27 protein-coding genes are annotated in these 24,307 nt (G+C 67.3%); 11 read left to right on the forward strand and 16 right to left on the reverse strand.

The annotated features are described in order from the left end of the window. Positions 1–5: 5 nt before the first annotated feature. A complete protein-coding gene (locus Q664_RS08050) occupies positions 6–413 on the reverse strand; it encodes a hypothetical protein (RefSeq protein ID WP_043391776.1) in 408 nt (135 codons plus the stop codon). Between the two features lie 158 nt (positions 414–571). Continuing rightward, complete coding sequence (locus tag Q664_RS08055; RefSeq protein WP_043391777.1) at positions 572–1,006, reverse strand: helix-turn-helix domain-containing protein; 435 nt, start codon at positions 1,004–1,006, stop codon at positions 572–574. A 75-nt stretch (positions 1,007–1,081) separates the two neighbouring features. Here Q664_RS08055 and Q664_RS08060 point away from each other — a divergent pair, with 75 nt between their 5' ends. From Q664_RS08060 to Q664_RS08070, 3 genes are read left to right on the forward strand one after another with little or no spacing between them, the layout of a single operon-like run. Continuing rightward, entirely contained in the window at positions 1,082–1,942 is an 861-nt protein-coding gene (locus tag Q664_RS08060; protein ID WP_043391779.1) for a class I SAM-dependent methyltransferase, read from the forward strand. Between the two features lie 37 nt (positions 1,943–1,979). Continuing rightward, positions 1,980–2,429, forward strand: coding sequence for a cytochrome P450 family protein (locus tag Q664_RS08065; protein ID WP_043391780.1), 450 nt, complete (start codon positions 1,980–1,982; stop codon positions 2,427–2,429). A 23-nt stretch (positions 2,430–2,452) separates the two neighbouring features. Next, entirely contained in the window at positions 2,453–3,010 is a 558-nt protein-coding gene (locus tag Q664_RS08070; protein ID WP_052517825.1) for a cytochrome P450, read from the forward strand. 9 nt (positions 3,011–3,019) lie between these two features. On the opposite strand, the gene Q664_RS08075 is transcribed toward Q664_RS08070, so the two are convergent. From Q664_RS08075 to Q664_RS08095, 5 genes are all read right to left on the reverse strand, one after another. Then, positions 3,020–3,667 (reverse strand): hypothetical protein, encoded by a 648-nt coding sequence (locus tag Q664_RS08075; protein WP_043391781.1) that lies wholly within the window; start codon positions 3,665–3,667, stop codon positions 3,020–3,022. Further along, positions 3,664–4,335, reverse strand: coding sequence for a hypothetical protein (locus Q664_RS08080; protein WP_043391783.1), 672 nt, complete (start codon positions 4,333–4,335; stop codon positions 3,664–3,666). Before Q664_RS08080 ends, Q664_RS08075 begins: the two co-directional genes overlap by 4 nt. 114 nt (positions 4,336–4,449) lie before the next feature. Further along, on the reverse strand, positions 4,450–4,839 hold the full coding sequence (locus Q664_RS08085; RefSeq protein ID WP_043391788.1) for a VOC family protein: 390 nt from the start codon (positions 4,837–4,839) through the stop codon (positions 4,450–4,452). Between the two features lie 88 nt (positions 4,840–4,927). After that, complete coding sequence (locus Q664_RS08090; protein WP_052517826.1) at positions 4,928–5,725, reverse strand: AraC family transcriptional regulator; 798 nt, start codon at positions 5,723–5,725, stop codon at positions 4,928–4,930. 18 nt (positions 5,726–5,743) lie between these two features. Continuing rightward, on the reverse strand, positions 5,744–6,967 hold the full coding sequence (locus Q664_RS08095) for a hypothetical protein (protein WP_043391790.1): 1,224 nt from the start codon (positions 6,965–6,967) through the stop codon (positions 5,744–5,746). 462 nt (positions 6,968–7,429) lie between these two features. Here Q664_RS08095 and Q664_RS08100 point away from each other — a divergent pair, with 462 nt between their 5' ends. Then, positions 7,430–7,846 carry a hypothetical protein gene (locus Q664_RS08100; protein WP_043391792.1) on the forward strand — a complete coding sequence of 139 codons (417 nt, stop codon included), beginning with the start codon at positions 7,430–7,432 and terminating at the stop codon, positions 7,844–7,846. Between the two features lie 67 nt (positions 7,847–7,913). On the opposite strand, the gene Q664_RS51740 is transcribed toward Q664_RS08100, so the two are convergent. The 3 genes from Q664_RS51740 to Q664_RS51745 form a co-directional block, all read right to left on the reverse strand. After that, positions 7,914–8,960: a peptidoglycan-binding protein gene (locus Q664_RS51740; RefSeq protein WP_052517827.1), complete on the reverse strand. Its 1,047-nt coding sequence runs from the start codon at positions 8,958–8,960 to the stop codon at positions 7,914–7,916. A 124-nt stretch (positions 8,961–9,084) separates the two neighbouring features. Next, complete coding sequence (locus Q664_RS08110; protein ID WP_043391795.1) at positions 9,085–10,047, reverse strand: hypothetical protein; 963 nt, start codon at positions 10,045–10,047, stop codon at positions 9,085–9,087. Positions 10,048–10,247: 200 nt separating this feature from the next. Next, positions 10,248–13,778: a PAS domain-containing protein gene (locus Q664_RS51745; protein WP_160174360.1), complete on the reverse strand. Its 3,531-nt coding sequence runs from the start codon at positions 13,776–13,778 to the stop codon at positions 10,248–10,250. Positions 13,779–14,166: 388 nt separating this feature from the next. Between Q664_RS51745 and Q664_RS08120 the strand changes: the two genes are divergently transcribed. From Q664_RS08120 to Q664_RS08125, 3 genes are all read left to right on the forward strand, one after another. After that, complete coding sequence (locus tag Q664_RS08120) at positions 14,167–15,252, forward strand: cytochrome P450 (RefSeq protein ID WP_235216608.1); 1,086 nt, start codon at positions 14,167–14,169, stop codon at positions 15,250–15,252. A 419-nt stretch (positions 15,253–15,671) separates the two neighbouring features. Beyond that, the gene (locus Q664_RS57490; RefSeq protein WP_235216607.1) at positions 15,672–16,073 is read left to right on the forward strand and encodes a DUF6310 domain-containing protein; all 402 of its coding nucleotides are present in this window, start codon (positions 15,672–15,674) and stop codon (positions 16,071–16,073) included. Beyond that, positions 16,070–16,828 carry a DUF5953 family protein gene (locus Q664_RS08125; RefSeq protein ID WP_043391886.1) on the forward strand — a complete coding sequence of 253 codons (759 nt, stop codon included), beginning with the start codon at positions 16,070–16,072 and terminating at the stop codon, positions 16,826–16,828. The genes Q664_RS57490 and Q664_RS08125 overlap by 4 nt, the downstream gene beginning before the upstream one ends. Here the strand turns inward: Q664_RS08125 and Q664_RS54635 are convergent. Next, on the reverse strand, positions 16,773–16,985 hold the full coding sequence (locus Q664_RS54635; protein ID WP_084609615.1) for a DUF2381 family protein: 213 nt from the start codon (positions 16,983–16,985) through the stop codon (positions 16,773–16,775). The genes Q664_RS08125 and Q664_RS54635 overlap by 56 nt on opposite strands. Before the next feature lie 223 nt (positions 16,986–17,208). On the opposite strand from Q664_RS54635, the gene Q664_RS08130 reads away from it, so the two are divergent. Next, positions 17,209–17,664, forward strand: coding sequence for an immunity 26/phosphotriesterase HocA family protein (locus tag Q664_RS08130; RefSeq protein ID WP_043391797.1), 456 nt, complete (start codon positions 17,209–17,211; stop codon positions 17,662–17,664). Positions 17,665–17,674: 10 nt separating this feature from the next. On the opposite strand, the gene Q664_RS08135 is transcribed toward Q664_RS08130, so the two are convergent. Together Q664_RS08135 and Q664_RS08140 are read right to left on the reverse strand one after the other, a co-directional pair. After that, positions 17,675–18,418, reverse strand: a complete 744-nt coding sequence (locus Q664_RS08135; protein ID WP_052517830.1) for a Type 1 glutamine amidotransferase-like domain-containing protein — start codon at positions 18,416–18,418, stop codon at positions 17,675–17,677. After that, positions 18,415–19,209, reverse strand: a complete 795-nt coding sequence (locus Q664_RS08140; protein WP_043391799.1) for a class I SAM-dependent methyltransferase — start codon at positions 19,207–19,209, stop codon at positions 18,415–18,417. Before Q664_RS08140 ends, Q664_RS08135 begins: the two co-directional genes overlap by 4 nt. Before the next feature lie 188 nt (positions 19,210–19,397). Between Q664_RS08140 and Q664_RS08145 the strand changes: the two genes are divergently transcribed. Then, the gene (locus Q664_RS08145; protein ID WP_052517831.1) at positions 19,398–19,883 is read left to right on the forward strand and encodes a universal stress protein; all 486 of its coding nucleotides are present in this window, start codon (positions 19,398–19,400) and stop codon (positions 19,881–19,883) included. Positions 19,884–19,895: 12 nt separating this feature from the next. On the opposite strand, the gene Q664_RS08150 is transcribed toward Q664_RS08145, so the two are convergent. Together Q664_RS08150 and Q664_RS08155 are read right to left on the reverse strand one after the other, a co-directional pair. Continuing rightward, positions 19,896–20,303, reverse strand: a complete 408-nt coding sequence (locus Q664_RS08150; protein WP_043391802.1) for a CBS domain-containing protein — start codon at positions 20,301–20,303, stop codon at positions 19,896–19,898. Positions 20,304–20,450: 147 nt separating this feature from the next. Next, positions 20,451–21,206 carry a ZIP family metal transporter gene (locus Q664_RS08155; protein WP_043391804.1) on the reverse strand — a complete coding sequence of 252 codons (756 nt, stop codon included), beginning with the start codon at positions 21,204–21,206 and terminating at the stop codon, positions 20,451–20,453. 179 nt (positions 21,207–21,385) lie between these two features. Between Q664_RS08155 and Q664_RS08160 the strand changes: the two genes are divergently transcribed. Both Q664_RS08160 and Q664_RS08165 read left to right on the forward strand, forming a co-directional pair. Next, a complete protein-coding gene (locus Q664_RS08160) occupies positions 21,386–22,339 on the forward strand; it encodes a sigma-70 family RNA polymerase sigma factor (RefSeq protein WP_043391806.1) in 954 nt (317 codons plus the stop codon). 79 nt (positions 22,340–22,418) lie between these two features. Further along, the gene (locus tag Q664_RS08165; RefSeq protein WP_043391808.1) at positions 22,419–22,835 is read left to right on the forward strand and encodes a VOC family protein; all 417 of its coding nucleotides are present in this window, start codon (positions 22,419–22,421) and stop codon (positions 22,833–22,835) included. Position 22,836: 1 nt separating this feature from the next. Here the strand turns inward: Q664_RS08165 and Q664_RS08170 are convergent, their stop codons facing one another. Next, a complete protein-coding gene (locus tag Q664_RS08170; protein WP_043391811.1) occupies positions 22,837–24,168 on the reverse strand; it encodes a dicarboxylate/amino acid:cation symporter in 1,332 nt (443 codons plus the stop codon). Between the last annotated feature and the right edge of the window lie 139 nt (positions 24,169–24,307).

Below are 24,307 nucleotides of genomic sequence, written 5' to 3' on the forward strand. Positions count from 1 at the left end.
TTCGCTCAGAAGAACGACACGCCCAGGGAGCCGCTGATGACGAAGCCCTCGTGCTGGAACAGGGAGAGGGCGGCCGCCGTGAGGAGATCCGGATCTCCGCCCCCTCGCATCTGGACGTTGTCCTGACGCAGCCGCCAGCTCCACCCCACGCGGGAGGAGATGAAGAACAGGCGGCCGAGAGCCCAGCGCGAGCCCACCGCCACGGTGCCCACGGGCGTGAGCAGCATGTCCGCGCAGGTCCGCACGCCGTCGATCTCCGACCAGGTCTCCCCTCCGAAGTTGAGGCTCATTCCCGCCTCGAGGAAGGGGCTCAAGACCACCTCGCCGAGCGGATGGAGACGCACCTGCGGGCCCACCCGCGTGCCCCATGCGCCCTGGCCGCCACTCAGGCGCAGGCCCAGGATCGGGTACATGCGGTACTCGACCTCCGCACCGTAGATGCCCGAGGGGCTGTTGAAGCCGACCGAGGCCCCGATATCGAGTTGGGTGGCTCCGGGCTTGGCCGAGTAACACCAGAGGCTCTTGCGGGTGGGAATGATCTCGGGAGCGGGCGGAGGGTGCGTCCGGACGATTATTCAAGGGATTGAAAAGCCCTCTTCCTTCGCGCGCCCATCGCTCCAGACGCGGCGTCCCGCACGATGCGGCGGAAGGTGGGGCATTCCATGTGGCTCGGCGCGGGGCAGGCAGCGGCGTGCCGCAGGCCGTCGCGCATGGCGCTGAGCTCGCGGATCGTCCTGTCCAGCTCCTCCGCCTTGGCCTCGAGCATCCGCCGGTCGATGCGCGGCAGCCCATCCGGCGCGAACATCAGCGCAATCTCATCGAGTGAGAAACCGGCGGCGCGTCCCAGAGCGATCAGTGCCAGCCGTTCCAGCACGCCGGGCTCGAACAAACGGCGCAGGCCCCGCCTGCCGATAGAGGCAATCAGCCCCTTTTCCTCATAGAACCGCAACGTCGAGGCAGGAACGCCGGACCGCCGCGCCACCTCGGTGATGTCCAGGTCTTTCATTCTCTTGACCTCAAGTCGACTTGAACTGGCACAGTACGGCTTTCGATTCCCGAAGGCACGCCAAAGGAGAAACGCATGAATGCCGCAAGCCAGACAGGTGACGAGCAGACGAAGTATTGGAATGGCATCGCTGGGCGCGCCTGGACCGAGGAGCAGGAGATGCTCGACCGGATGTACAAGCCGATCGAAGACCTGCTCGTGGCAGCGGTCCCCGCCAATTCCGGGCACCAGGTGCTCGACATCGGCTGCGGTACGGGCGGCATGACGCTCGCGGTCGCGCGGCGGCTCGGCGCGGAGGGCCGCTGCGTTGGCATCGACATTTCGGATCCAATGCTCGCCGCCGCCCGGGCCCGCGCCGAACAGGAAGGCGTGCCGGCAACATTCATCCGCGCCAACGCGCAAGACCACGCATTCGAACCCGCGAGCTTCGACATGCTCATTTCACGTTTCGGCGTCATGTTCTTCGACGACCCCGTCCGAGCCTTCGCGAACATGAGGCGTGCCGTGAAGGACGGCGCCCCATTGCGCTTCGTCGCCTGGCGAAGTCTTTCGGAGAATCCATTCATGACGACGGCCGAGCGCACCGCGGCGCCGCTCCTGCCGAAACTTCCCGCTCGCCGTCCGGACGCGCCTGGGCCGTTCGCCTTCGCGGACCAGCACCGGGTCCACCGCATCCTGGAGGAAAGCGGCTGGGCCGGGATCGACATCCAGCCAATCGATGTGGCCTGCACCCTGCCCGAGAAGGAGTTGGTCCGTTACCTGAGCCGATTCGGTCCCCTCGGCCTGATCCTTCACGAGGTGGACGATCGGCTTCGCACCCAGGTCATCGAAACGGTCCGCGCCGCTTTCGAGCCCTATGTGCACGGAACGGAAGTCCGCTTCAACGCCGCCTGCTGGATGATCCGCGCCCAAGCGCCGAACAAAGCCCTACGATAGGTCTCCTACCCGGAGTTCCCACCCCAGGAGACCGAGCATGAGCGCTGCATCACCGGAAGCGCCCACCGTCCACCCCACCGCGGCCATTGGTCAGGGTTACAATCCATTCGATCCGGCCTTCCAGAGCAATCCCTACCCCTTCTATGCCCGAGCACGGAGCGAGGCGCCCGTCGCCTTTTGCCCGCAGTTCAACGTCTGGCTCGTGACGAGCCAGGAGCTGATCAACCGCGTCCTGAAGAGTCCCACCCTCTTCTCCTCGCTCCACAACCTGGACAGCCCGGTGGTCCTGCCCGCGGAGATAGAGGCCGTGCTCGCCAAGGCCCATTACCCCCTCGCGCCGGGCTTGTTCAACAATGACCCACCGGGCCATACCCGTGTGCGTGCGCTCTGGAGGAGCAGCATGTCGCGGCCCAAAGCTGCGTCGACTACCAGAACTACTACGCTGGCCTGCTCGCGGACCGCGCCGCCCATCCCACCGGGGACCTGACGACGGCACTCGTCCAGGCCCGGGTGGACGGCGAGAAGCCCTTCACGACCGCGGAGATGATCTCACAGATGATGATTCTGCTGAGCGCGGGCCACGAGACGACCACGAGCCTCATCAGCGGCCTGCTGTACAACCTGTTGCGGAACCCCGAGCAATGGCAGGCGGTACGGGATGACCCGAAACTGCTCGAGGCGGCCATCGAGGAGACCGTGCGCTTCACCTCGCCGGTGCAGATGGAGCCCCGCGTCGCCAAGGAGGCCACCGAACTGGGCGGAGTCGCGATCCCCCAGGGCGCGCGCTTGAATATCGTCTACGGCGCGGGCAACCGCGATGAGCGAGCGTTCGCGGACCCGGAGACCTTCAACGTCCAACGTCCGCAGGTGGGCCGGCACCTCGGCTTCGGCTGGGGCATCCACTTCTGCATTGGCGCGCCCCTGGCCCGGCTCGAGGCCCGTGTCGCCTTCGAGGTGCTCCGCGAGCGGCTGCCCCACCTGCGCCTCGCGCCCGGCTTCGTCCCCGAGTACGAGCCCAGCTTCTACTTCCGTGCGCTGAAGAAGCTGGACCTCGTCTGGGACAGATAGGCCCGCCCGTCACTGCAGCAGGAACGTGTTCGACGTGGCCACGTGGCCGGCGAGGTCGGTGACGCGGATGGCCATGTCCGCCTGGGTGGAGTCGACCACGACCTGCTGCGTGAGGACCCCGTCCACGAAGGGCTCACTCACACGCGGGCCCACGGTGCTGCCAACCCCTGTCTCCAGACGCACGTTGCCGCGGAACGCCGCCGCGCCAGCGCCGGTCGCGCGCACCGTCAGCGTGAAGGGCACCAGGCGCCGCTGCGGGCCGATGGGGTCGATGCTGTAGCCCTCCGGCCACTCCCCCTCGACGACGGTGAGGCCGCCCGGGCGTACGGCGGTGCGGCCGTCCCCGAGCGTCACCTTCACGTCGTAGCTGCCGGGCGCGAGCACCGACGGAACGCGGGTGGAAACGACGCCCTCGGGCGAGACGGCGAGCGTGGGCACATCGAGCGACCCGACGCGCACCGACACCTGGGTGTCCACCTCGATGGTCCCCTTGCTGTAGTCGACCGCCGCGGGAAGGATCAGCTCGGCGTCGACGGCGAGCTCCGTGGCCTCGCTCGCGCGCATCTCCGGCGGCGAGACCGAGCGGATGACCGGCTCCGGCCAGTCCTGACAGGCCAGGAGCAACAACGGCGCGGCGATGGAGACGAGCTTTCTCATGGCAAGTGATACCTCACACCGAGGAGCCCCTGCACCCCCGTCGAGCGCCCGGTGACGAAGGGAATGTACGCCTCGCCGAACCCCACCCGCCCGTCGAGGAACGGCTCGATTGCCCCCAGGGGGAAGCGAAGCTGCGCCCCCGCGAGCAGCTCCCAACCGAGCGCCGAGCGCACGGAGCTCTCGGAGAAGTCGCTCGAGAGGTGATGCAGCGCCAGCGACGGCCCCACGCCGACGCGCACGTCCACGCCGAGGTATTTCATACTCACGAGGTTCATCCGCCCCACCGCGAGGAGTGGGAGGGAATGCATGGCGGAGACCCCCACTCCGGCGTCGGGGACATTCGCCTTGAAGCGCGCCAGCCGCCAGCCGAGCTCCACGTCGATGGAGAAGCGACCCCAGCCAGGGGGTGTCAGGGTGAGCTGCACCGAGCCCTGGGGACCGCGGTTGAAGCCACCGCCGTAGAACGCGCCACCCGCGAGCGCGAGGGAGTAACGCAGCTCCTTCTTCTCCTCCGCCGGCTTCGTTGGAGCCGGCCGGGGAGGAGGCTCGGGGCTCGCCTCCCGAGGAGGAGCCTTCGGCTTCTTGCGGGAGGTTCCGCGGGGGGGACGCTCGGGAGCAGCCACGGCTGCGGTAGAGCAGAGCAGGAAGAGGAGCGCGAACCAACGCATGGGGGCAGGCGGTCCGCGGGGGCCAGTGCCGCGGAGGCGGGAGAAGCGAACCCCAGCCAGCGGTGATTGTCGAGCCCCTTCCAACATCACCCTTTCACGCGGCTCCGGGCTCCCTCAGGAGGAGATCGGCGTACAGAGTTCCACGAGCACTCCGTCGAGGTCCCTCACGTAGGCCACCGTCTGCCCCCAGGGCTTCTGCTTGGGAGGCTGCGCGGCCCCGGCGCCCGCCTTCACGGCGCGCTCATAGGCGGCCTTGACATCTGACGTGACGAGCGCCACCTCCACCGCCGCCGCGTCCTCCTTCGGCCGGTTGAAGCGCACGGTGAGGCCATTGTCCTTCGCCATCTCCTCCGCGGCGAACGCCAGCGCCGTCGCACCGGTCTCCATCTCCGCGTACTGGCCACTCTCGTGGAGGAAGCGGCGTTGCAGGCCAAAAGCCTTCTCGTAGAAATCGACGGTGGCGGGCACGTTCGCGACGTAGAGGATGACGTAGCCGAGCTTCATGGTGGCGGACTCCAGTGCACAGGTGGAACAGCGTGCGGCGCTCTTCGCACGACCCGCCCCGGCTTGTCTTGAAGGAATCGGACAGCGCTCATCCCTCGAGCTGAAGCGCCGAGGGTGTGAGGCCCGCCAGGTCTCGGACTTCTCGTGAGAGATGCGCCTGGTCGGCGTAACCGCACGCGAGCGCCACGGCGCTCAGGTCCTCCCCCGCGCTGGAGCACAGCATCGCCACGGCTCGCTGGAAGCGCAGCACCCGGGCCAGCAGCTTCGGTGGCACTCCCGCCTCGTCCAGCACGTCCCGGTGCAGGGTGCGCTCGCTCACCCCCAGCGTCCGCGCCAGCGAGGACATTCGCACCTGTCCTCCCGAGGCCTGGAGCCAGCGCAGGGCCCGGGTGGCGCGGGGCCGCGGCGCCTGCCCGGAGGACGCCAGCCGCCGGGCGACGCTCTCCCGGAGGAGGGCCTGGGCCTCCGCGGATGAGCGGCAGTCCTCGAGCCGCCGCTGGAGCAGGACGAGCGCCGGCGAGCAGTCCGCGACGGGAACACTGAGCCCACGGAGCTCGCGGGGACTCACGCCGAGCAGCGCGAGCGCCCACCCTGGCTTGAATCGGATGCCCAGGCTCACCGAGCCGGGCTCGATGGAGACGAGGGCGAAGCGCTCCATGGGGCCGACCACCTCGAGGGACGGGTTGGCCATCCACACCGGGCTTCCCGTGTCCCGGTAGTGGAAGATGAGGTCGGTGCAGCCGTCCGGCAGTATCCGATGGAGCTCGGGCCCGGTTCCCGCGCTCCGAGGTGGCGCGGAGTAGCGCCAGAACGCATCCACCCCCTCCGCCATGCTGGCTGGGGGAGCCAGCTCCTCGTAGCCCTTCATCTCCGCACCGGCTGTCATCGCGACACCTTCCCCGCGCTACCGCCGCAGCTTCAGCGTGGGATCTCCCAGGACGACCGACGTCGCCATGTGAAACTCGCGCGCCTCGTTCCAGGGGTAGATGAGCGGGACGTTCACGTGGCTCCGGATCGCCGCCCCGAGGCTCTCGCCCCGCGAGAGCGCGGTCGCGATGTTGCGTCCGAAGTACCCATCCTGATTGGTGCCCATGCCACCGGAATTGTTGGTCGTTCCCTTGGCCACGAGCACACGGCTCGTCGGGCTGTAGAGGACTGAGCCCAGGAAATTCTCGCCGCGGTCCAGGTTCCCGACGGCGCAGCCATTGCTCCAGAAGAAGACCGTCTTGACGGGGTTGGACTCGACATGATCGATCGTCAGCTTGCCATGCGCGCCCGCCCATCCATGGGCGTCCCCAACGAAGAAATCGGCCGCGCCGCTGCTCAGAGCGGCATAGCCCTGATCGACGCTCAGGCCCCCCGGCGGGCTGTCGAAGTAGAGGCGGGCCGAGCTTTCCTCGCTGAAGGGTTGCCACGAATAGGTGCCCGAGCTCATGTCGGCCAGGATGCGCTCGTGCTCCTCGCTCGTCGTGGCCGTGAAGTGCTCGCTGACCTCGATGAAGGCGCGTGGCAGCGGATCGACGCCCGTGCGATAGGCGTGGTTCTTGTCGAAAAAGCGGACGAGCGCCGCTTCGGTGTCGCTCACGCTGCTCTGGTAGATGGGCAGCACGCCCACCCAGATCTCCCAATCGACGTCGCCCTCGTGCTGGTCGTATGAGTACGTCCGCCCTTCTGGAGAGTGATACCCCGGCGACGCCGTGAAGCGGCCATCGAGATCGGCGTAGAACTGGTAGGAGATCACCTCCTCGGAAAAGGGAGGGATGCTGGGGTTGGCCGACTCCTGGGTCACATACTGGTAGGCACGCGGGGCCTCGCCAACGAGGATGACGCCATCGAGGCGGCTCCCCAGCGCCGAGTGACGCGCCCGCAGGTGCTCACGCAGTTCCACCGGAGACTCGAACGAACGACGGGTCTCGGTCACCTCGTAGCCGTCCGTGCAGAGATCCTGGGCGAAGCGCTCGAGACCGGGCTCGATGGCGGAACCGAGCTCGGGGTTGACGATCAGCTCGACCGTCCGTTTGGCGGAGGGACAGACCGAGGGCGGCGCGCAGGCGCCGCACCCTGCGAGAACGATGAGGCCCGCGACGACGCCCGTGTGCCAGTGACCGCGCTCGCTTTTCAGTGTCATCACAGGGGCAACGTATCCACCCCGCCGAGCGCCAATCAAGCCCGCCTCCCCCCTCCACCCGTGTCCCCATTCGTCTGGCGCTTCGGGAAGGTGAACGCCCGCCCCTCTTCCGGGTGAGTCTTTCCTTGTCAGGAATAAACGAGACAAGACCATGCCCCAAAGCATCCGCAAGCCCCCACCATCCCTCGTCAAGCTCACGGGCAAGAAGACGTCTGGCATTCATCCGCCTCGTCTCCGGCGAGCTGAACGCGGGGGACACCCTCCTGCTGCTCGGTACCGGCACGGGAGCGAACCTCGCGTGCATGGCCGTGCGGATACTGCATCGGCCGCATTGGGCGGCAGTCGGAGACTCGAGGAGTGTGAGTCTGGGACACACCTAGAATTCACGAGAAGGCCACTTGGCTTTTCTCGCTAGGAATGGTTGTTTTCCCACTTTCTCTTCATCTGGAAAGGACGTCCTCCATGCGGAACTTCCTCGCGGTGTCTGTCTCGTTGATCTCGCTGGGCCTCGCGGCCTGTGGCAGCACGGCTCCCGAGCAGACCCCGTCGCTCGAGCGGCAGACGCAAAGCCTGAACGCCACGGGCACCGGCTGCAACGTCGATTCGGACTGTGCGTCCGGGCTGTGCTGGCACGAGATGGACTCGTATCCCACCTACAACCCGTATTGGATCAGCGCTGACCAGTGTGCCGAGGAGTGCGAGGGTTCGACGGACCACGCGTCCTGCCAGCAGCTCGCTCAGGACCTGAACGCCCCGTATCCGTCGAACGCGCGCTGCATCGCGGCCCGGGGCGTCTACGACAACAATCCCTACGACCACACCGTCTACGTGTGTGATCTCATCCCCGCCGGTCTGGGCAACATCAACTGGGTGGAGTAATCCGCACGGTGACTCGCACTGCCCGGGGAGACGCGAGCCCCCCGGGCGGTGTGGAGGGCCCGGCCGACTACTTGAGCCGGTAGGTCGCCACGACCGCGTCGTGGTCGGAGTGGAGACCGCGCTCGTACTTCGTCCGGACGTGCTCCAGCTCCCGGTCCCGGGTGTGCATGAGGTAATCGAGCGTGCTGCTGCCGTGGGTCCCGATGTGGAGCTTGTTGTCGTAGGCCACGTCGTTGCCGAGCACCTTGTAGTGGTTGCGGTTGAAGTCACCGCCCACCACGACCTTGAGCCCCTTCTTCTCGAAGCGCTCGACCATCGCGTCGAGCTGCTCCATGTGCTTCTTCCACATCTCCTGCCGCCAGGGGGTGGTCGGGCGGCCCAGCTTGGACTTCGTCCAGGCGCCGGAGACGAGGTGGGTGTTGATCCGCACGACCTCCTCACCGGTCTCCTTGTTCTTCAGCTTCGCCCAGGTGATGTACCGATGCGGCGACACCTTGGCCTTACCGTTGTGGGTGCGCTTGAAGCCCGCGTCCTGGAGGTCCCACTCGGACTTCTTCCAGGAGATGGGAACCGGGATGCGGAGGTTGCCATCCTTCGGCATGTAGTGGTCCCACTCCTTGCCGAGGCTCTTGATGGCGTCGAAGTACCGGGGAGGGCTGATCTCCTGCCAGCCGATCAAATCACCCTGCGCCGCGGCCTTGCGCACGTCGTGGAGGACCTGGGCCTGCGGCATCTCCGGGTTGGACTTGATGTTCGCGGTCACCGTCCGGAACGTCCCGGTCTTGCCGGTGTCACCCGCGTTGTCCGGCGCACGGGTTCCGTTGCCCGGGTTGCCGCCGTGCACTGAACCGCCGCCCTGGTTTCCCTTGGGCCCGTCGAAGCGATCGGCGAGCTGGAGCTTGTTGTAGATCCAGCTTCCGACCTTTCCGTCCACCTTGCGGTCGTTGTGGCGCTCGAAGCGCTTCACCGCTTCGGTCGTCCGCCGATCGTAGTGGCCGTCGACGGGGCCTTTGAGCAGCCCGCGCTCCTTCAACTCGTTCTCGAGTTTCCGCACCGCCGGACCGTGCGAACCGTCCTTCAGGACGACCGCTCTGGGACCAATCTTATTGGACATGAAGAATTCTCGGATTTTGGGGACAAAGGTTGCGTCCCCCCCCGAGCGGAGCGGTTTTCGTAGGAGTTCCAGCCACTTACGCCGCCCCCTGGCGCGAAGTAGCGCCCGTTGCGATGGGCGCGGTTCAGCTGAAGGTCGTGGACAGGTGCAGCGGGCCGGCGGGGACACCCACATCGCGGCCCGCGGGGTCATCCGAGGGCGTCTGCCATGCGTTGGCCTCTGTCACGGTGTGACCCGTGGCCTCGTTCGAGATGGACATCTTGCCGTTGTGGCCCGCGGGGCTGATCTGGCTGGTGTCGTAGCCGCTCCAGCCCGTGGCGCCGTTCGCGAACGTCGCCTCGCCCCAGGTCTGACCGGAGTTCGCGCCCGGCTTCGCCGTGCCATCCTTCGATGCGCACCACGCCACACTGCTGTTGGTGTCGAACGCCACCATTCGCGACTCGCCGGGCTGCAGCGTGAACGTCTTGGGCGTGCTCTTGTCGAAGTTCTGTCCGTCGTTCGGGTTGCCGTTCTCGCCCGTCTTGTTCCAGAGGGTGATGGTCTGCGGCTGGTTCGTGTTGTTGGTGAACGTGTTCGTGTACTTGTACTGGCTCTTCTGGCTCGGCTCGATGAGCAGCATGTTGCTGTTGTACGGTGAGCCGACGTTGTTCTTGGCCAGCCACGGCGTGCTCGGATCCACCTGCTCGGTGGACCCGGCGGACGGAGCTCCGAACCCGGGCCCCGCCTCGGAGCCAGGACCCAGGGGCTGGGTGTTGGCCGCACCGGTGGACGCCGAAGCCCTGGCGCCCGAGGGAGCCGCGCCCCCGCTCAGGTCGACGAGCGGGCGTCCCTGCTGTCCCTCCAGACCCTTCCGCAGCTGCATGAGCTCGCCGAGCACCTGAGACACCTGATTCAAGGTCTTCTCGAAGGCACCCAGGACCTCGCCTGGCCTGCGCGGGCCCTGCTCGAAGGAGTCTGTCATGAGCATCCGCCGCAGGTCATTGCCAGGCCGCGACGCCGGGGTGCTCTCCACCCGCTGGGCTGGCGAGGACACGGACTGGAGGTGGGGGGCGACGACGGGACGGTGGGAGACGGAGTGGATGGACATGGCGTGGCTGCTCAGAGCAGGAGGTATGCCAACCCCTGCCTCCACCGCCCGCGCGGGACCAGGCCCCTCTGCGCTCGGAAAATCAGCGGGTTGGGACGAGCACGGCCGTCCTCACGCTTCGCGCGGCATGGTGACGGCATTCACCACCTGGTGTCCGGGGTCACCACCCGCTGCGTCAGGGGAGTTGGCGCCGGGCGGTGCTATCGCTGAACCGGTTGGCGCGGCAGACGTACCGTGAAGGTGGTGCCCTCCTCCGGCGTGGAATGCACGTGGATGCTCCCGTCATGAGCGTGGACGATCTCCTGGGTGATGAAGAGCCCCAGACCGAGGCTGCCCTGACCCGCCCCGGCCTCGGCCCCCCGCCGGTAGGGTTCGAAGAGGTGCGACAAGACCTCTGGCGGGATGGAGTGCCCCGCGTTCTCATTGTGCACCTCGAGCAGGACGCTCGAGCCCTCGCTCCGGGTGGATACCCGCACGGAAGAGCCCTCCGGGCTGTGTTGGAGCGCATTGCCCACGAGGTTGGTCACCACCTGGGCCAACCGGTCCCCATCCCACTGGCCCCGCCCCTCTCCGCTGGCGTGGAACCCGATGTACCTGTCTGGATGGGCGACCCGCACCTCCCTCACCACCCGCAGGACATGAGCGTGGAAGTCCAGGGGCTCGCAATGGACGGGAAGACCCCGCGTGCGCGCCTGGTTGAAGTCGAGCAGGTCCCGGATCATCCGGCTGGCCCGGTCCGCCGCCGCGCGAATGCGGGTGGCGACCTTGGAGGTGCGCTCGTCCGCATCCTCGCGTTTGAGCAGGCTCGTGGCCGACAGGCTGATGGCATTGAGGGGAGTGCGCAGGTCGTGGCTGACGATGGCCACCACATCCTCACGCACCCGGATGGCCTCCTGAGCCTCCTGGTAGAGGCGCGCATTGTCGAGCGCCATGGCCGCGCGCTCGGCCACACCGCGGGCCACCTCCAGGTCCGTGGTGGAGCAGGTGGAGCGGGGCAGGCTCCAGGCGAAGGAGATGAGGCCCAGCTTGCGGTCACGGGCCATCAGCGGGACGAGGATGAGGGACTTCAGGCCAAGCGACTCCAGGAGGGATGGGTGCTGCTTCGTGTTGCCGGAGAGGGCATCCAGCCATTCTGGGGAGGGCTCTGGCTCGGCCACGGGCACGCCTCCCTCCAGGATGTACAGCAGGGCGCTGGCGTCCAGTTGAAGGGAAGGCGGCATGGAGCGGCGGATGAGCTGCTGGCGCTCGGGGTCCCGTGCCGCCACCTCCAGCCGTCGTAACTTCCCGTCCTCTCCCAACAGGTCCACCAGGCAGCAGTCAGCCAGATGGGTCACCACGAGGGAGGCGAGGCTCTTGAGCGTGGTGTGGACGTCGAGCGACTGGGACAACAGCGTGCCCACCTGGATGAACAGGGCCTGAGCCTCCTCGGCGAGCTTGCGCGCGCTGATGTCGCGCACGATGCAGGTGAAGAAGCGTCCCTGGGACAGTCGCGTTTCGCTGACGGAGAGCTCCAGGGGGAAGAGGCTCCCGTCCTCACGGCAGCCCATCACCTCGCGCCCACTGCCCAGCAGCTTGCGCCCTCCCGGCTCGATGTTGCCGCTCAGGTATGGCTCGGGCAGCAGGTGGAGGAAGTCGTGGCCCAGGAGCTGCTCGGGGGAACGGCCGAAGATGCATTCGGTGGCCGGGTTGATGCTCTGGATGCGGCCCCACTCGTCGATGGTGATGATTCCATCCACCGCCGTTTCCAGGATGGCCTGCAGCCGCTGGGTCGTCGCGCGCAGCGCCTCCTCGGTTTGACGGCGGGGGGAAATATCGCGGGTGATCATGGCGAAGCCACGCAGGTTCCCTCGCTCGTCGCGCAGGGCGGTGAGCAGGACATCCGCCCAGAACCGGCTGCCGTCCTTGCGCACCAGGGGCATCTCCGCGCGGTACTGCCCCTCGGTGGCGGCGAGCTGCAGGGTCTGCTCGGGAACGCCAGCCACCACGTCTCCGGGGAGGTAGAAGCGGGAGAGGGAGCGGCCGAGGACCTCCGACGCCTTCCAGCCCTTGATGCGCTCGGCTCCCGGATTCCAGCTCGTCACCCGGCCCTTGGGGTCGAGCATGAAGATGGCATAGTCCTCCACGCCCTCCACCAGGAGGCGGAATCGCTCCTCGGTGGCACTCTCGGCGCGTTTGCGCTCGGTGATGTCCAGCGCCACGCTGGCCACGAGGATGACCTCGCCGGCCCGGTTGCGCACCGGGGCGTGGTTGCAGAGCCAGTGGCGGATCTCTCCGCCCATCGCGGCGAGGGGACCCGTCAACTCCACTCCGAAGACCGGCTGTCCCGTTTCCAGCACCTGACGGCGATGGGGCGTGTGCTGGGAGGCGAAGGAGGGAGAGAGCTCCTCCAGCCGATGGCCCAGGATCCGTTCGATGGGAAGGCCGAGGACATCGGCCTGCATCTGGTTGACGCGCACGTAGCGCAGGTCGCGGTCGAGGAAGGACATCGCCACCGGAGCGGTGGTGAGCAGGGTATCCAGCAGGGCCAGCGCCTCTTCGGCCCTGCGGCGTTCGCGTACCAACTCCGTCACTTCCACCGCATGCACGAAGACGCCATCCACCTGGCCGTCCGACCCATGGGTGGGCGCGTAGACATAGTTGAAGAAGAGCTCCTCGGGCGCTCCCCCACCGGGTGCGTACATCCACACCGGGACCTCATTGTCCGCGATGGGCTTGCCCGTACGGTAGACGTTGTCGAGCAGCTCGCCGTAGCCCTGATCCACGAACTCCGGAAGCGCCTCGCGCATGGGCTTGCCGAGCATCTCCCGGCCACCGAGACGCTGTCTGGTCACGGGATTGACCAGGGTGATGAGGTGCTCGGGTCCCTGCATCACCAGGATGTAGGCCGGCAACTGTTGCTGGAGGATCGAGTCCAGGCGCTCGCGTTGGGCTTCGGCCTCGCGCAGCAGCCGGGCCCGAGCGGCCTCGCTCTCCTTGCGTTCGGTGATGTCCGTGGAGATGCCGCCAATGGCCGTGGGAGTGCCCCCGTTCCCGCCCAAGGGAAACTTCGTGGACAGGTACATGCGCGGTCCCAAGGATTGGTGAAACGATTCCTCCTCGAAGACACAGGTTTGACCGGCCAGGACCTGGGTGTCATGGGCCCGATACATGCCGGCGAGCTCCTTGGAGAAGAGGGCGAAGTCGTCCTGGCCGAGGATTTCCTCGAGCGAGTGCCCCATCAGCTCCTGCAGGTAACGGTTGGCGACGATGAAACGGCCCTCGGCGTCCTTGGCATAGATGGCGACGGGAGCATGGTCCAACAGCTCCTGGAGCTGGACCTCCTTGAGCCGCTGCGACGCATCTCGCTGGCGGGTGTACTCGTCGGCCGCATCGGCGATGCCGTGGATGATGAAGGTGGTAAGCGCCCGGAGCTCGGCCAGGGTGACGCGTGCCCCCGTCTGCTCGATCGAATCGAGAATGCACTCGTGCAGCACGCCGTATTCCCGCGCCAGCACCGCCAGGTCGAAGCCAGTGCACAGGCGCTGGCGGCCGTGCTCCCGGGCCACGTTGCGCTCCTCTGGGACGGCGGCGGCTCCGTCCTGCCCGGTCCGATGCAGCACCGTTGCCAATTCCTGGAGGTAGTCCCCCGCGTGACTCTCCAACACGCTCCGGGTACGAGGCTCCGTGACCAGTTCCTCGCGCAGCCTCTCCACCCAGTGATGGAGGATGTCGTCCCGCCGAGCCTCCAGCACGTCAGCCAGCGATGCAGGCGGTGACCCTGGAAGAGAGGAAGGCGAAGACCCTGGCCAGCGCGTCTCGAAACTCATGGTGGCATTCCTCACCTGACAATGGAGACAGCGGCTCCTTCAGATTGGAGTAATGACGCATGGAAAAGGAATCCCTCCCCGCGGGAGTGGGCAGGCAGACAAGAGCATTCCCGCTCGTAGGAGCCGCCCTCTTGTGTCACACGGGGCGCGGTCGCCACTCCGCCCACGCATGAGCACGAAGAACTCCGATCGTGGGGGTGCTCAGGCGCTCCCTGGTACACCGCCGCACTATCCGTTCGGGCCCGTCCGGGCCTTGGACCTCCACCCGCGGTACGCGGAGCTGTGCCGGGAGGAGCCGGTCACCCGCGTGAGGATGCCGTTCGGTGGTGAAGCGTGGCTGCTGACCGGCTACGCAGAGATCAAACAGTTCCTGGCCGACCCGAGGTTCAGCTCCCTGGAAGCCACGGAGCCGGATACCGCCCGGGTCACTCCATTGCCGCTGCGGCCGGGAAACCTGCTCACGATGGATCCACCGGAGCACTCCAGGATCCGCCGCGTCGTGGCGAAGGCCTTCTCGATGCGGCGGGTGGATCAGCTGCGCGACCGGATCCAGGATGTGGTGGACGAGCAACTCGATCTGCTCGTTGCGCGGGGACCGCCAGCGGACCTGGTCGCCAGTCTCGCGGTCCCGATGCCGGTCGTGATGATCTCCGAGCTGTTCGGCATCCCCGAGACGGATCGGGAGCGGTTCCGCCAGTACTCCGACGTCTTCATCGCCACCACGGCCCACGACGCCGCCGAGGTCGACCGGTCCCGGACGGCGCTGGAGGAGTACTTCCAGGAGTTGCTGGAACAGCGCCGCTCATGCCCCACGGACGACCTCGTCAGCACCTTGCTGGAGGCGATGAACACCGAGCGGCTGACACTGCCCGAGGCCGCTCGAACCGGTATCGGGATCCTCATGGCCGGCCACGAGACGTCGCTCAGCATGATCTCGAACAGCTTCTTCCTGTTGCTCTCCCACCGGGAGCTCTACGCCCGGCTGGTGGCCGAGCCCTCGCTGCTGCCGACGGCGATCGAGGAACTGCTGCGGTACATCCCGCTGCGCTCGACCGGGAGCTTCCCGCGGCGAGCGACGGAGGACGTCGAGCTGGGCGGCGTACTGATACGCAAGGGGGAGACGGTCATCTTCCAGCGCGCGTCCGCGGATCGTGACGAGCGCGTCTTCACGTGCCCCGAGAAGATCGACCTCGCCCGCCGACCCAACCCGCACCTCGGTTTCGGCCACGGGGCGCATTACTGCCTCGGGGCATCGCTGGCCAGGGTCGAGTTGAGCCTCGCGCTCGAGGGCCTGCTCCGGAGGTTTCCGGACCTGCGGCTCGCGGTCCCTGTCGACGAGGTGCCGTGGAAGCCTGGACTGATCGCCCGTTGCCCCGCCCGCCTTCCGGTGACGTGGTGAGCGGCAGCAGCCCTGCCCCTCCGCGTGCTGGCAGCGGCGGGAATCGAACCCGTGAACAAGGCGATAGAAAACCCTAAGCAGGACGCGCTGTTACCCACTATCGCCTTGATTCTCCTCAGGTTCGTCATCCCTCCCCGTCCCACCCCGTGCCCCGTCGCCTCCGCAGGTGCGGCAGTGGGCGTCGGACTCTGTGTCTTGGCGGCGCCGGAGATCATCGTGGGAGCAGTAATCGTCGCGGGCGTGGTGGTGGTGGGATTCGCCATCAAAGAGGCCCTGGATGCGTATGCGCTGGATATGGGCCCCCCCGAGGTAAGGCCCATGCCTGAAACGCGGCCCGTGCCTGAAACAGCGCCCGCCCCGCAGAAACCCTCGCCGGAAAAAGGCCCAAGCCGGAGCCCAAAGGGCCGGACTTCCCTCCCGTGGGGCCAACCGACATCTCTGAACGAGAGCGCCGTCGCAGGTGCGAGCCCATCCCGGAACCGCACGCGGGCGAGGATGACGCGCATAACAGGTGCGCCGATCAGTTTCCGCCCAACCGTTATCCCGGAATGGATGTGCTCGTGGGCGGTGTGAGCTTCGATGCACTGCAAGTCGGCGTGCGTGTGCTGTGGGAAATCAAGACCCATCGATTTGACGCATACCCTGATTTTGTTCAAGACAATGAAATCAAGAAGGAAATGATTCAAATAGAGAAGCAACGAGAAGCTGCGGCGGCATGTGGATATGGTTATGTCGTTGGGGTGAGCACCCAAGCACACAAAGACGCGCTGCTGCGAGAGGACCGAACCCTCAATATCGTCGTCACGGGGTGCAAACGATGACTACGCGAAAAAGACTCGGAATCGTCGTCTACGCGCCTGCGCTTGTGGGCAACGACCGCCGCGCGCTCGATAGCGTCCATGGAATGGAAAGGGCGCTCCCCGGCTTGCGCCTGGAGTGGAGAGTTACCGAGAGGCGACGGCTTGCCGCGTTGCCGCAGCGCGACGCGTGGCTCGTAGAAGGGATTGGGGACGGGGGATTCCCTCTCGTGTGCAATGGGGACGAGAGTTACCCCGTGACGGTTTGGGGAAGGGGAAGATCGGGACTCTTCAGCCCAGGCGGTCAGGCCCAGGTTGAAGTGCACGCAAAGCTGCCACTGGATAAGCCCGTGATCGCGGCAGCGGCGGCTGTGCTTGAGGGCGTGGCGGAGGGGGCGCGTGCGTTGTGGGGGGAGGCGACGCCAGACGACGCTGCGGTGGACATCGCGTATCAGACAGCACCCACGCCGCAAGGGCCACCGTCCCCACGCCGGGGGTTGCCCGCCCTGAAGCTCTTCGAGCACATCCGCTCGCCAGAGATTCCCTATTACCTCGGGTGGCTGAACTACTGGTCGCCCGCGGCCGCAGAAGCCATCGGGTTCCCGGACCCGGCCCGCGACGCGGAGCTGCTGTCACGCTCACGGCGTACCGCGACGGGTGGGTGGGTCGTGCAGCTCACCGATGCGCCGCTCGACCTGGACAACCCCGCTCACCTGGACGCGCTCAAACGTGCCTACGAGCGCTTCCCGGAGATCGGCGGGCGCGCAGCCCCTTCTTGAGCACGTCGGGCGGGCGCGGCTGCCGGAACACCTCCACCCGGCGCGTCCCTCTTGACGTATGACCCACAAGCCAAAAGCTCGCGCTCGCCGGTGCCGCGCCATCCGCGAAGCGCACCGTCACCTTTAAAATCAATAGGTTCGATGTTGGGAGTGCCATTGACCATGGCCAGAGATATGATGACGTCGCGTATTGGCGGATTCGCGGGAGAGAGCAGCAGTTGATTGATTCCCTGGGAGGCGCTCGCTCCGACACTGGAGAGCCCTATCGCACCGAGAATGCCGTACGCGGCGTGGCGAAGGACAATCCGCGAGGCCGACAGTTTCACGAAGCGACCACGGCGTTGTGGGGCCTACTTCACCCATACACGGGAGATTAGCAGATGCCGCGCCTCTACAAGCCCGGGTCGTTCTTGAGAATCCCTCTCGCAGACGGCTCCTTTGGCTACGGCCGGGTGCTGAACATGCCGCATGATGCCTATTACGATTATAGGACCGACACTCCAGATTCAGACTTGGAGCGGATTGCGTCCATGCCCATCCTCTTCAAGATGGCTGTCCGCCATATGGACGAGAGGGGGTGGGAAGTCATCGGGTGGAGGAAGCTGGAAGAGCAGTTTTCTCAACCCATCGTTCAGTTCATGCAGGACCGGGGGAACATCCGCGACTGCTTGATCTTCGACACCGCCGGCAATGAGAGACGTGCAGAACCGCAAGAGTGCATCGGGCTCGAGCGCGCCTCTGTTTGGGAAGAGGTGGGGGTGGAGGAACGCCTTCTCGACACCTTCATGGGACGGCCCAACGCCACGGCAGAGCGGCACAAAGTCCGCCTGGAGTAGGGAGGCCTCGTCATTGAAGAAGCGTGGAAGGCCGCAGCCGCACCTCGCCCCGGTAGGGCTCTCGCGGTGGGTAGAGCAACGTCTCGCGCAACGTGCCCTCCTCGTGCCGCAGCTCGACCAGCGGGTGGCGCACGGGCTCCAGGCTCTGGTCCGGATGCAACAGGGCCCCTCCCCCCGCCGGAATGCCAATCCCTCGAGCCCCCGGGCCGGCCTCCTTCATGGCCCGCTTCAACCCCGCCCACTCCGGCTGCTCGTGCGCTCCCACGATGAAGGGGGCCAGTCCGAGCACCGGGAACAACTCCGGCCCACCAGGCCCGGCCTCACTCCACGCCCGCTCTCCCAGCTGCATCGCCCCCGCGGAGATGCCCATGAGCACCGCGCCGTCCAGGTAGCGCTGCCGGAGCACGGGCTCCCATCCGTTCTTCCGGAAGCTCTCCCAGCCCAGCAGCGGATCTCCTCCCGCCAGCAGGATGACGTGCGCCCCCGCGAGCCACTCGCGGTCCTCGTCCGTGGGCCGCGAGGGAATCATCCGGCAGTGGGTGATGCCCGCCAGCTCCATCGCCGCGGTGAAGAGCTCGAAGAAGGCGGGCACGTCCCCGTTGGATGCGCCCAGGTAGGCCGCCTGGATGGGCGGCACCGCGAGGCCGGCCCCCGTCAGCACGCGAAGACAGTCCAGGAACGGCTTGTCCCCCACGCGCCAGAACAACAGCGAGCTGTCCGCGAGCAGGAACAGCGGCTTGAGCGGTGACTTCATGCGGAACTCTTCGCGGGTTGCAGGACGAAGATGCTGTCGAGCCGCATCTCCCCCCGCTTGCGCGGCGTCTCCACCTGGTAGTCGAAGTCGAAGACCTCCACCACCCGCAGTCCCGCCCGGCGGAACAGGCGCCGCGCCTGCGTCAGGTCGTACGTGCGGAAGTACCAGTGCGTCTCGATGAGCAGGTCATTCCCCGGCCCCGTGATTCTCAGCCGGTTGCGCATCTCCGAGCGTCTCAGGCGGCGCTCCGGCAACCCCTCGTGGGTGTTGCACACCACCGTGTCCTTCCCGAGCCGCTCCACCCAACGCTCATGCTCCGGCTTGCGCCGCGGGTAATGCGTGAGGTGGAAGCCGAGCACGTACAGGCCCTCGGGTTTCAGCAGCCGCCGTGTCCCCTCCAGGTGCGCGAGCGCCGCCGCCTCGCTGTCGAGGTAGCGGAACGTGGACACCAGGTTGAACGCCAGGTCCACCTGCCCCTCCAGCTCCGGCCGGTGGAACGTCTCCATGCGCGAGGCGTAGAGGCGCACCCGCCGGCGCTGCGCCGGAGTGAGGCGCTGGCGCGCGTGGGCCAGCATCTTCTCGGAGATGTCGTAGCCCACCACCTGGCAGCCCCGGCGCGCGGCCTCGGCCACCAGCCGGCCCGCTCCGCACGCGGGCTCCAGCAGCCGCTTGCCTCCCGTTCCGTAGCGGCGGCCCACTTCCAGCAGGAAATCCATCTCCCGCTCGGTGTCCGTGCCGAAGATGGCTTCGTAATACTCGGGATGATCGTACCAGTCGGAGAGTCGTTCCATGGGGCGGGAATGCCGCGCTGGCGGCGCCGCGCATCCTCTGCGCCCCGGGCCGAAAAGCAAGCATGGCCGCGCGCCTTGCTGCCAACCCTAGCGTCCACTATGTGGACGGCCCACAAGGGCCTCACGGCACATGTTCCATGAAGGCAGTGGAGTCGCGGGCCCACGGGTCCGCTCGCGTGGAGACAGCCATGATGGCCCAACCCATCCGCCGCATCCTGGTGGCCACCGACTTCTCGGAATATTCGCGGCGCGCCATGCAGTACGCCCTCTCGCTCGGTGAACGGATGGGCGCCTCCATCGATCTGCTTCACGTCTGGGAGCCGCCCCCGACCCTGGAAGCGGAGAGCCTGATGCTGGGGGCCGGAGCTCCGGGAGCTCCGCTGGAGCCGAGCGGCCTCGCCCACGCGGGCCGGCTGCTACACGCCTGGGCCGAGCGCTACCACGCCAGCGCCGTCCCCCTGCGGCTCCAGTTGGAGCGGGGGTCCGCCGCCGACACCATCCTCCGCCTCGCGAACACCGGGTATGACCTGGTGGTGATGGGGACCCATGGGCGCACCGGACTCGCCCGGCTCTTCATGGGCAGTGTCGCGCAGAAGGTCGTGGCCCGGGCCACCTGCCCCGTGCTGACGGTGCACGGAATGGAAGAAGAGCAGGAGGCCCTACCGGTGGGGTGAGGCGCGCTCGTCTCAGTGCCGCTCGTCCTTGTCCAGCAGGCGGCCCGCGAGCCGGATGAGATCCGTCTCCGTGAGGATGCCCACCAGCCGGTCCCCGTCCTCCACCACCGGCACGCAGCCGAACTTGCGGTCGAGCAGCTTGTGGATCGCCTCGCGCACCGAGCTCCGGGGCCTCAACGTCTCCGGCGCGCGCGTCATGATGTCCCGCACCTGCAGCGGCGGCGAGCCCGGGCTCCGCTCGTGGCGCGCCAGGGCCCGGATGAGGTCCCGATGGCTCACCAGCCCGACGAGCTTCCCGTCCTTCACCACGGGCAGATGGCGGATGTCGTACTCGGCCAGCAGGTCATCCCCCCGGACGATGTCATCGTCCTCCTTCAGGGTGACCAGCTCCCGGGTCATCAGTTCATCAACGGTGAGCATGGGGGTCCTCGCGGTCGCTCCGGGTCCACGACTCAGGGTGGGACTTCGGAAGGCCCCGTGCAGCCAGCGCATCCGCGGCCGGGCCAGGAGTGCGTCCGCTGGCTGCCCACCTGGCGGCCAGCCCACTCGCCCCACGCCCGGAGGGGCTCAGTGTCCGGGGTGCTCCGCCATCTGCGAGAGCGCCAGCATCAGCAGCAGACCCGCCGCCAGCGCCAGCAGATTGCGCCCCCGGTTCTCCTTGCCGTGCCGGTTCACGTGCGGCAGCAGATCCGACACCGCCACGTAGAGGAACGTGCCCGCCGAGAAGGCCAGCGCCCGGGGCGCCAGGGACTCGAAGCGCAGCACCGCGTCGAAGGCGAAGTACAGCACCGCCCCCACCGGCACCATCAGCCCGTACAGCACCGCGAAGCCCAGGATGCGTCCCGAGCTCTTCCCCTCGGCCTTGAGGATGGACGCCAGCGACAGCGACGACGGTATCTTGTGCGAGGTGATGGCCAGCAGCGCCATCACCCCCACGCCTTCCTTCACCGCCGAGCCCAGCGCGATGCCGTCGAACAGCGTGTGCGCCGACAGCCCCAGGAACGCCGTCAGCCCCAGCGTGTTCCCGTGCATGTGCTCCTCGCACTCCGGCGGCTCCTCGCACGCGTGCGTCAGCACGTACCGCTCGAGCACCAGCAGGAACACGAAGCCCGCGGGCACCAGCGCGAACGCCCAGAACCCGCCCCCGTGGTACGCCTCCGGCAACATGTGGAAGAAGGCCGCCCCGAACATCACCCCCGCCGCGAACGCCAGGAACGTCACCAGCCGCGTCGGCTTCCGGGTGAACACCACCGCCAGCGCGCCCGCGATGGCGCCCAGCAGGATGATCAACGAATAGGTGGAGAGGGCTACCGCGAGATGCATGGGGGGCCCGACACCTAGCACAGATTGGTGTCCGGAATGCCAGCCGCCCCTCACCCCAGCCCTCTCCCAGAGGGAGAGGGGGCATACGCGGAGTCGAATCCGAGGGCCCGGGACTCCCTCCGGGAAGTCTCGAAGAGTGGACCTTGCACGCAGAGGGTGGAGTGGTAGATGCCAGGGACATGGCCACCGCCGCCAACCTCGAGGAACACCGCACAGCACTGACCGGCCACTGCTACCGCATGCTGGGCTCCGCCGCCGAGGCCGATGACGCCGTCCAGGAGACGATGGTGCGCGCCTGGCGCAACCTGGACCGCTTCGAGGAGCGCTCGTCCATGCGCACCTGGCTGTACCGCATCGCCACCCGCGTGTGCCTCGATGTGCTGGGAGATCGCTCGCGCCGCGTGCGCCCGATGGAGCTCGGCCCCGTCGGCACGCCCGACGATACCCTCACCCAGTTGCCGGGTTCCGAGTGGCTCGAGCCCATCCCCGATGCGCTCGCCCTCCCCTCCGACGCGGATCCCTCCGAGCGGGTGGTGCTGCGCCAGAGCATCCGCCTCGCCTTCGTGGCCGCGCTCCAGCACCTGCCTCCCCGGCAGCGCGCGGTGCTGCTCCTCACCGAGGTCCTCGGCTGGTCCGCCGCCGAGGTCGCCGAGAGCCTCGAGACCTCGGCCGCCTCGGTCAACAGCGCCCTCCAGCGCGCCCGGGCCACGCTCGCCACCCGGGACCTCTCCCAGGCCCGCGCGCCGCTGTCCGACGCCCAGTCCACCCTGCTCGACCGGTACGTCGAGGCCTTCGAGCGGTACGACGTGACCGCGCTCACCGGGTTGCTCCACCAGGACGCGACCCTCTCGATGCCCCCCTTCTGTCTGTGGCTCCAGGGTCACGAGCCCATCAGCCAGTGGCTGCTGGGGCGGGGCTCGGGCTGCCGGGGCTCCCGGCTGGTGCCCACCTCGGCCTGCGGCTCGCCCGCCTTCGGGCAGTACCGGCCTCCCGCGGAACCGGGGGGTCCCCACAAGCCGTGGGCCCTCATCGTGCTCGAGCTGTCGGGGGACCGCATCGCCGCGATGAACTCGTTCCTCGATACCGCGACGTTGTTCCCGCGCTTCGGTCTCCCCCCGGAGCTCGCCCCCTAGCGATTTTTTTTCGGGAGGACCGATGAGTTTCCACGGGAGGGGCGGTCTATAGAGCAAAACCCCTCAACTGGAGACCCTCATGGCCGCGAGCAACTCCCGGAAACTCTTCGTCAACCTGCCCGTCAAGGACCTGAAGCGGTCGATCGCCTTCTTCACGAAGCTGGGCTTCTCGTTCAACCCGCAGTTCACGGACGAGAACGCGACCTGCATGATCATCAGCGACGAGGCCTTCGTGATGCTCCTCACCGAGAAGCGCTTCAAGGACTTCACCAAGAATCAGCTCTGCGACACCCGCAGCCACACCGAGGGCCTCTTCGCGCTGTCTTGCAACAGCAAGGCCGAGGTGGACCAGATGGTGAAGACGGCCATCGCCGAGGGCGGGAAGCACGCCATGGACTCGCAGGACCACGGCTTCATGTACGGCTGGAGCTTCTACGACCTCGACGGGCACCACTGGGAGGTGATGTGGATGGACCCGGCGGCGCTCACCAAGTGAGCTACTCGGCCGCGGCGCTCCCCGGCGCGGCCTTGGGCTCCGGAAGGGGAGGCGCGTGCAGGACCTCTTCGAAGGTCTCGCGGTCCAGCCCCCCTTCCCAGTTGGACACCACGACGGTGGCCACGGCGTTGCCGATGAAGTTGGTCAACGCGCGGCACTCGGACATGAAGCGATCGATGCCGAGGATGAGCGCCATGCCGGCGATGGGCACCGAGGGCACCACCGACAGGGTCGCCGCCAGGGTGATGAAGCCCGCGCCCGTCACGCCCGCCGCCCCCTTGGAGCTCACCATGGCCACCAGCAGCAGCAGCACCTGCTGGCTGATGCTCAATTCGGTGTTGGTCGCCTGGGCGATGAAGAGCGCCGCCAGCGTCATGTAGATGTTGGTGCCATCGAGGTTGAAGGAGTAGCCGGTGGGCACCACCAGGCCGACGATCTGCTTGGGACAGCCCGCCCGCTCCATCTTCTCCAGCAGGCTGGGCAGCGCGGCCTCGGACGAGCTGGTGCCGAGCACGAGCAGCAATTCCGCCTTGAGGTAGCGGATGAGCCGCAGGATGGAGAAGCCGTTGTAGCGGGCCACCAGCCCCAGCACCACGAGCACGAAGACGGCCGACGTCAGGTAGAAGGTGAGCACGAGCGCCGCCAGGTTCACCACCGAGCCGATGCCGTACTTGCCGATGGTGAAGGCGAAGGCGCCAAAGGCCCCGATGGGCGCGGCCTTCATGAGGATGCTCACCAGCCGGAAGAAGGCGTGGCTCAGCGACTCGAGCAGTTGCAGCGTGGGCCGGGCCTTCTCGCCGATCATCGCCAGGGCGATGCCGAACAGCACCGCGACGAACAGCACCTGGAGGATGTCTCCCTCGGAGAAGGCGCTCACCACCGTGTGGGGGATGATGTTGAGCAGGAACTTCACCAGCGACTGCTCATGCGCCTTGTCCGCGTAGGCGCTCACCTCGCTCGCGGAGGTGAGGGTGCTCGGGTCGATGTTCATCCCCTGCCCCGGCCTCACCACGTTGGCGATGAGCATGCCCACCACCAGGGCCAGTGACGAGAAGGTGAGGAAGTAGGCGAAGGCCTTCGCGGCCACCCGGCCCACCTTGTTCAGGTCCGTGGACCCCGCGATGCCCGTCACCACCGTGAGGAAGATGACGGGGGCGATCACCATCTTCACCAGCTTGATGAAGCCATCCCCCAGGGGCTTCAGCGACGCGCCGAAGTCCGGGAAGAAGTGGCCGAGCAGCGCGCCCAGGGCGATCGCCACGAGCACCTGCACGTAGAGGTGGCGATGGAGTCCGCGAGGGGCGGGCGCGGCCTGGAGGTCCTGGACGGCCATGAAGGGCGTTTCCTTGGGAAATGGGGCGCTGGAGCGTATCTCGCTTCGGGGATTGAACCACCCGGCGCGGGGTGACGCGGGGCGTCAGTCCCTCACCCCGCCCCTCTCCCAGAGGGAGAGGGAGGGAAGGAGCGCTCAG

Source organism: Archangium violaceum Cb vi76 (genome assembly GCF_000733295.1).
Taxonomy (GTDB): domain Bacteria; phylum Myxococcota; class Myxococcia; order Myxococcales; family Myxococcaceae; genus Archangium; species Archangium violaceum.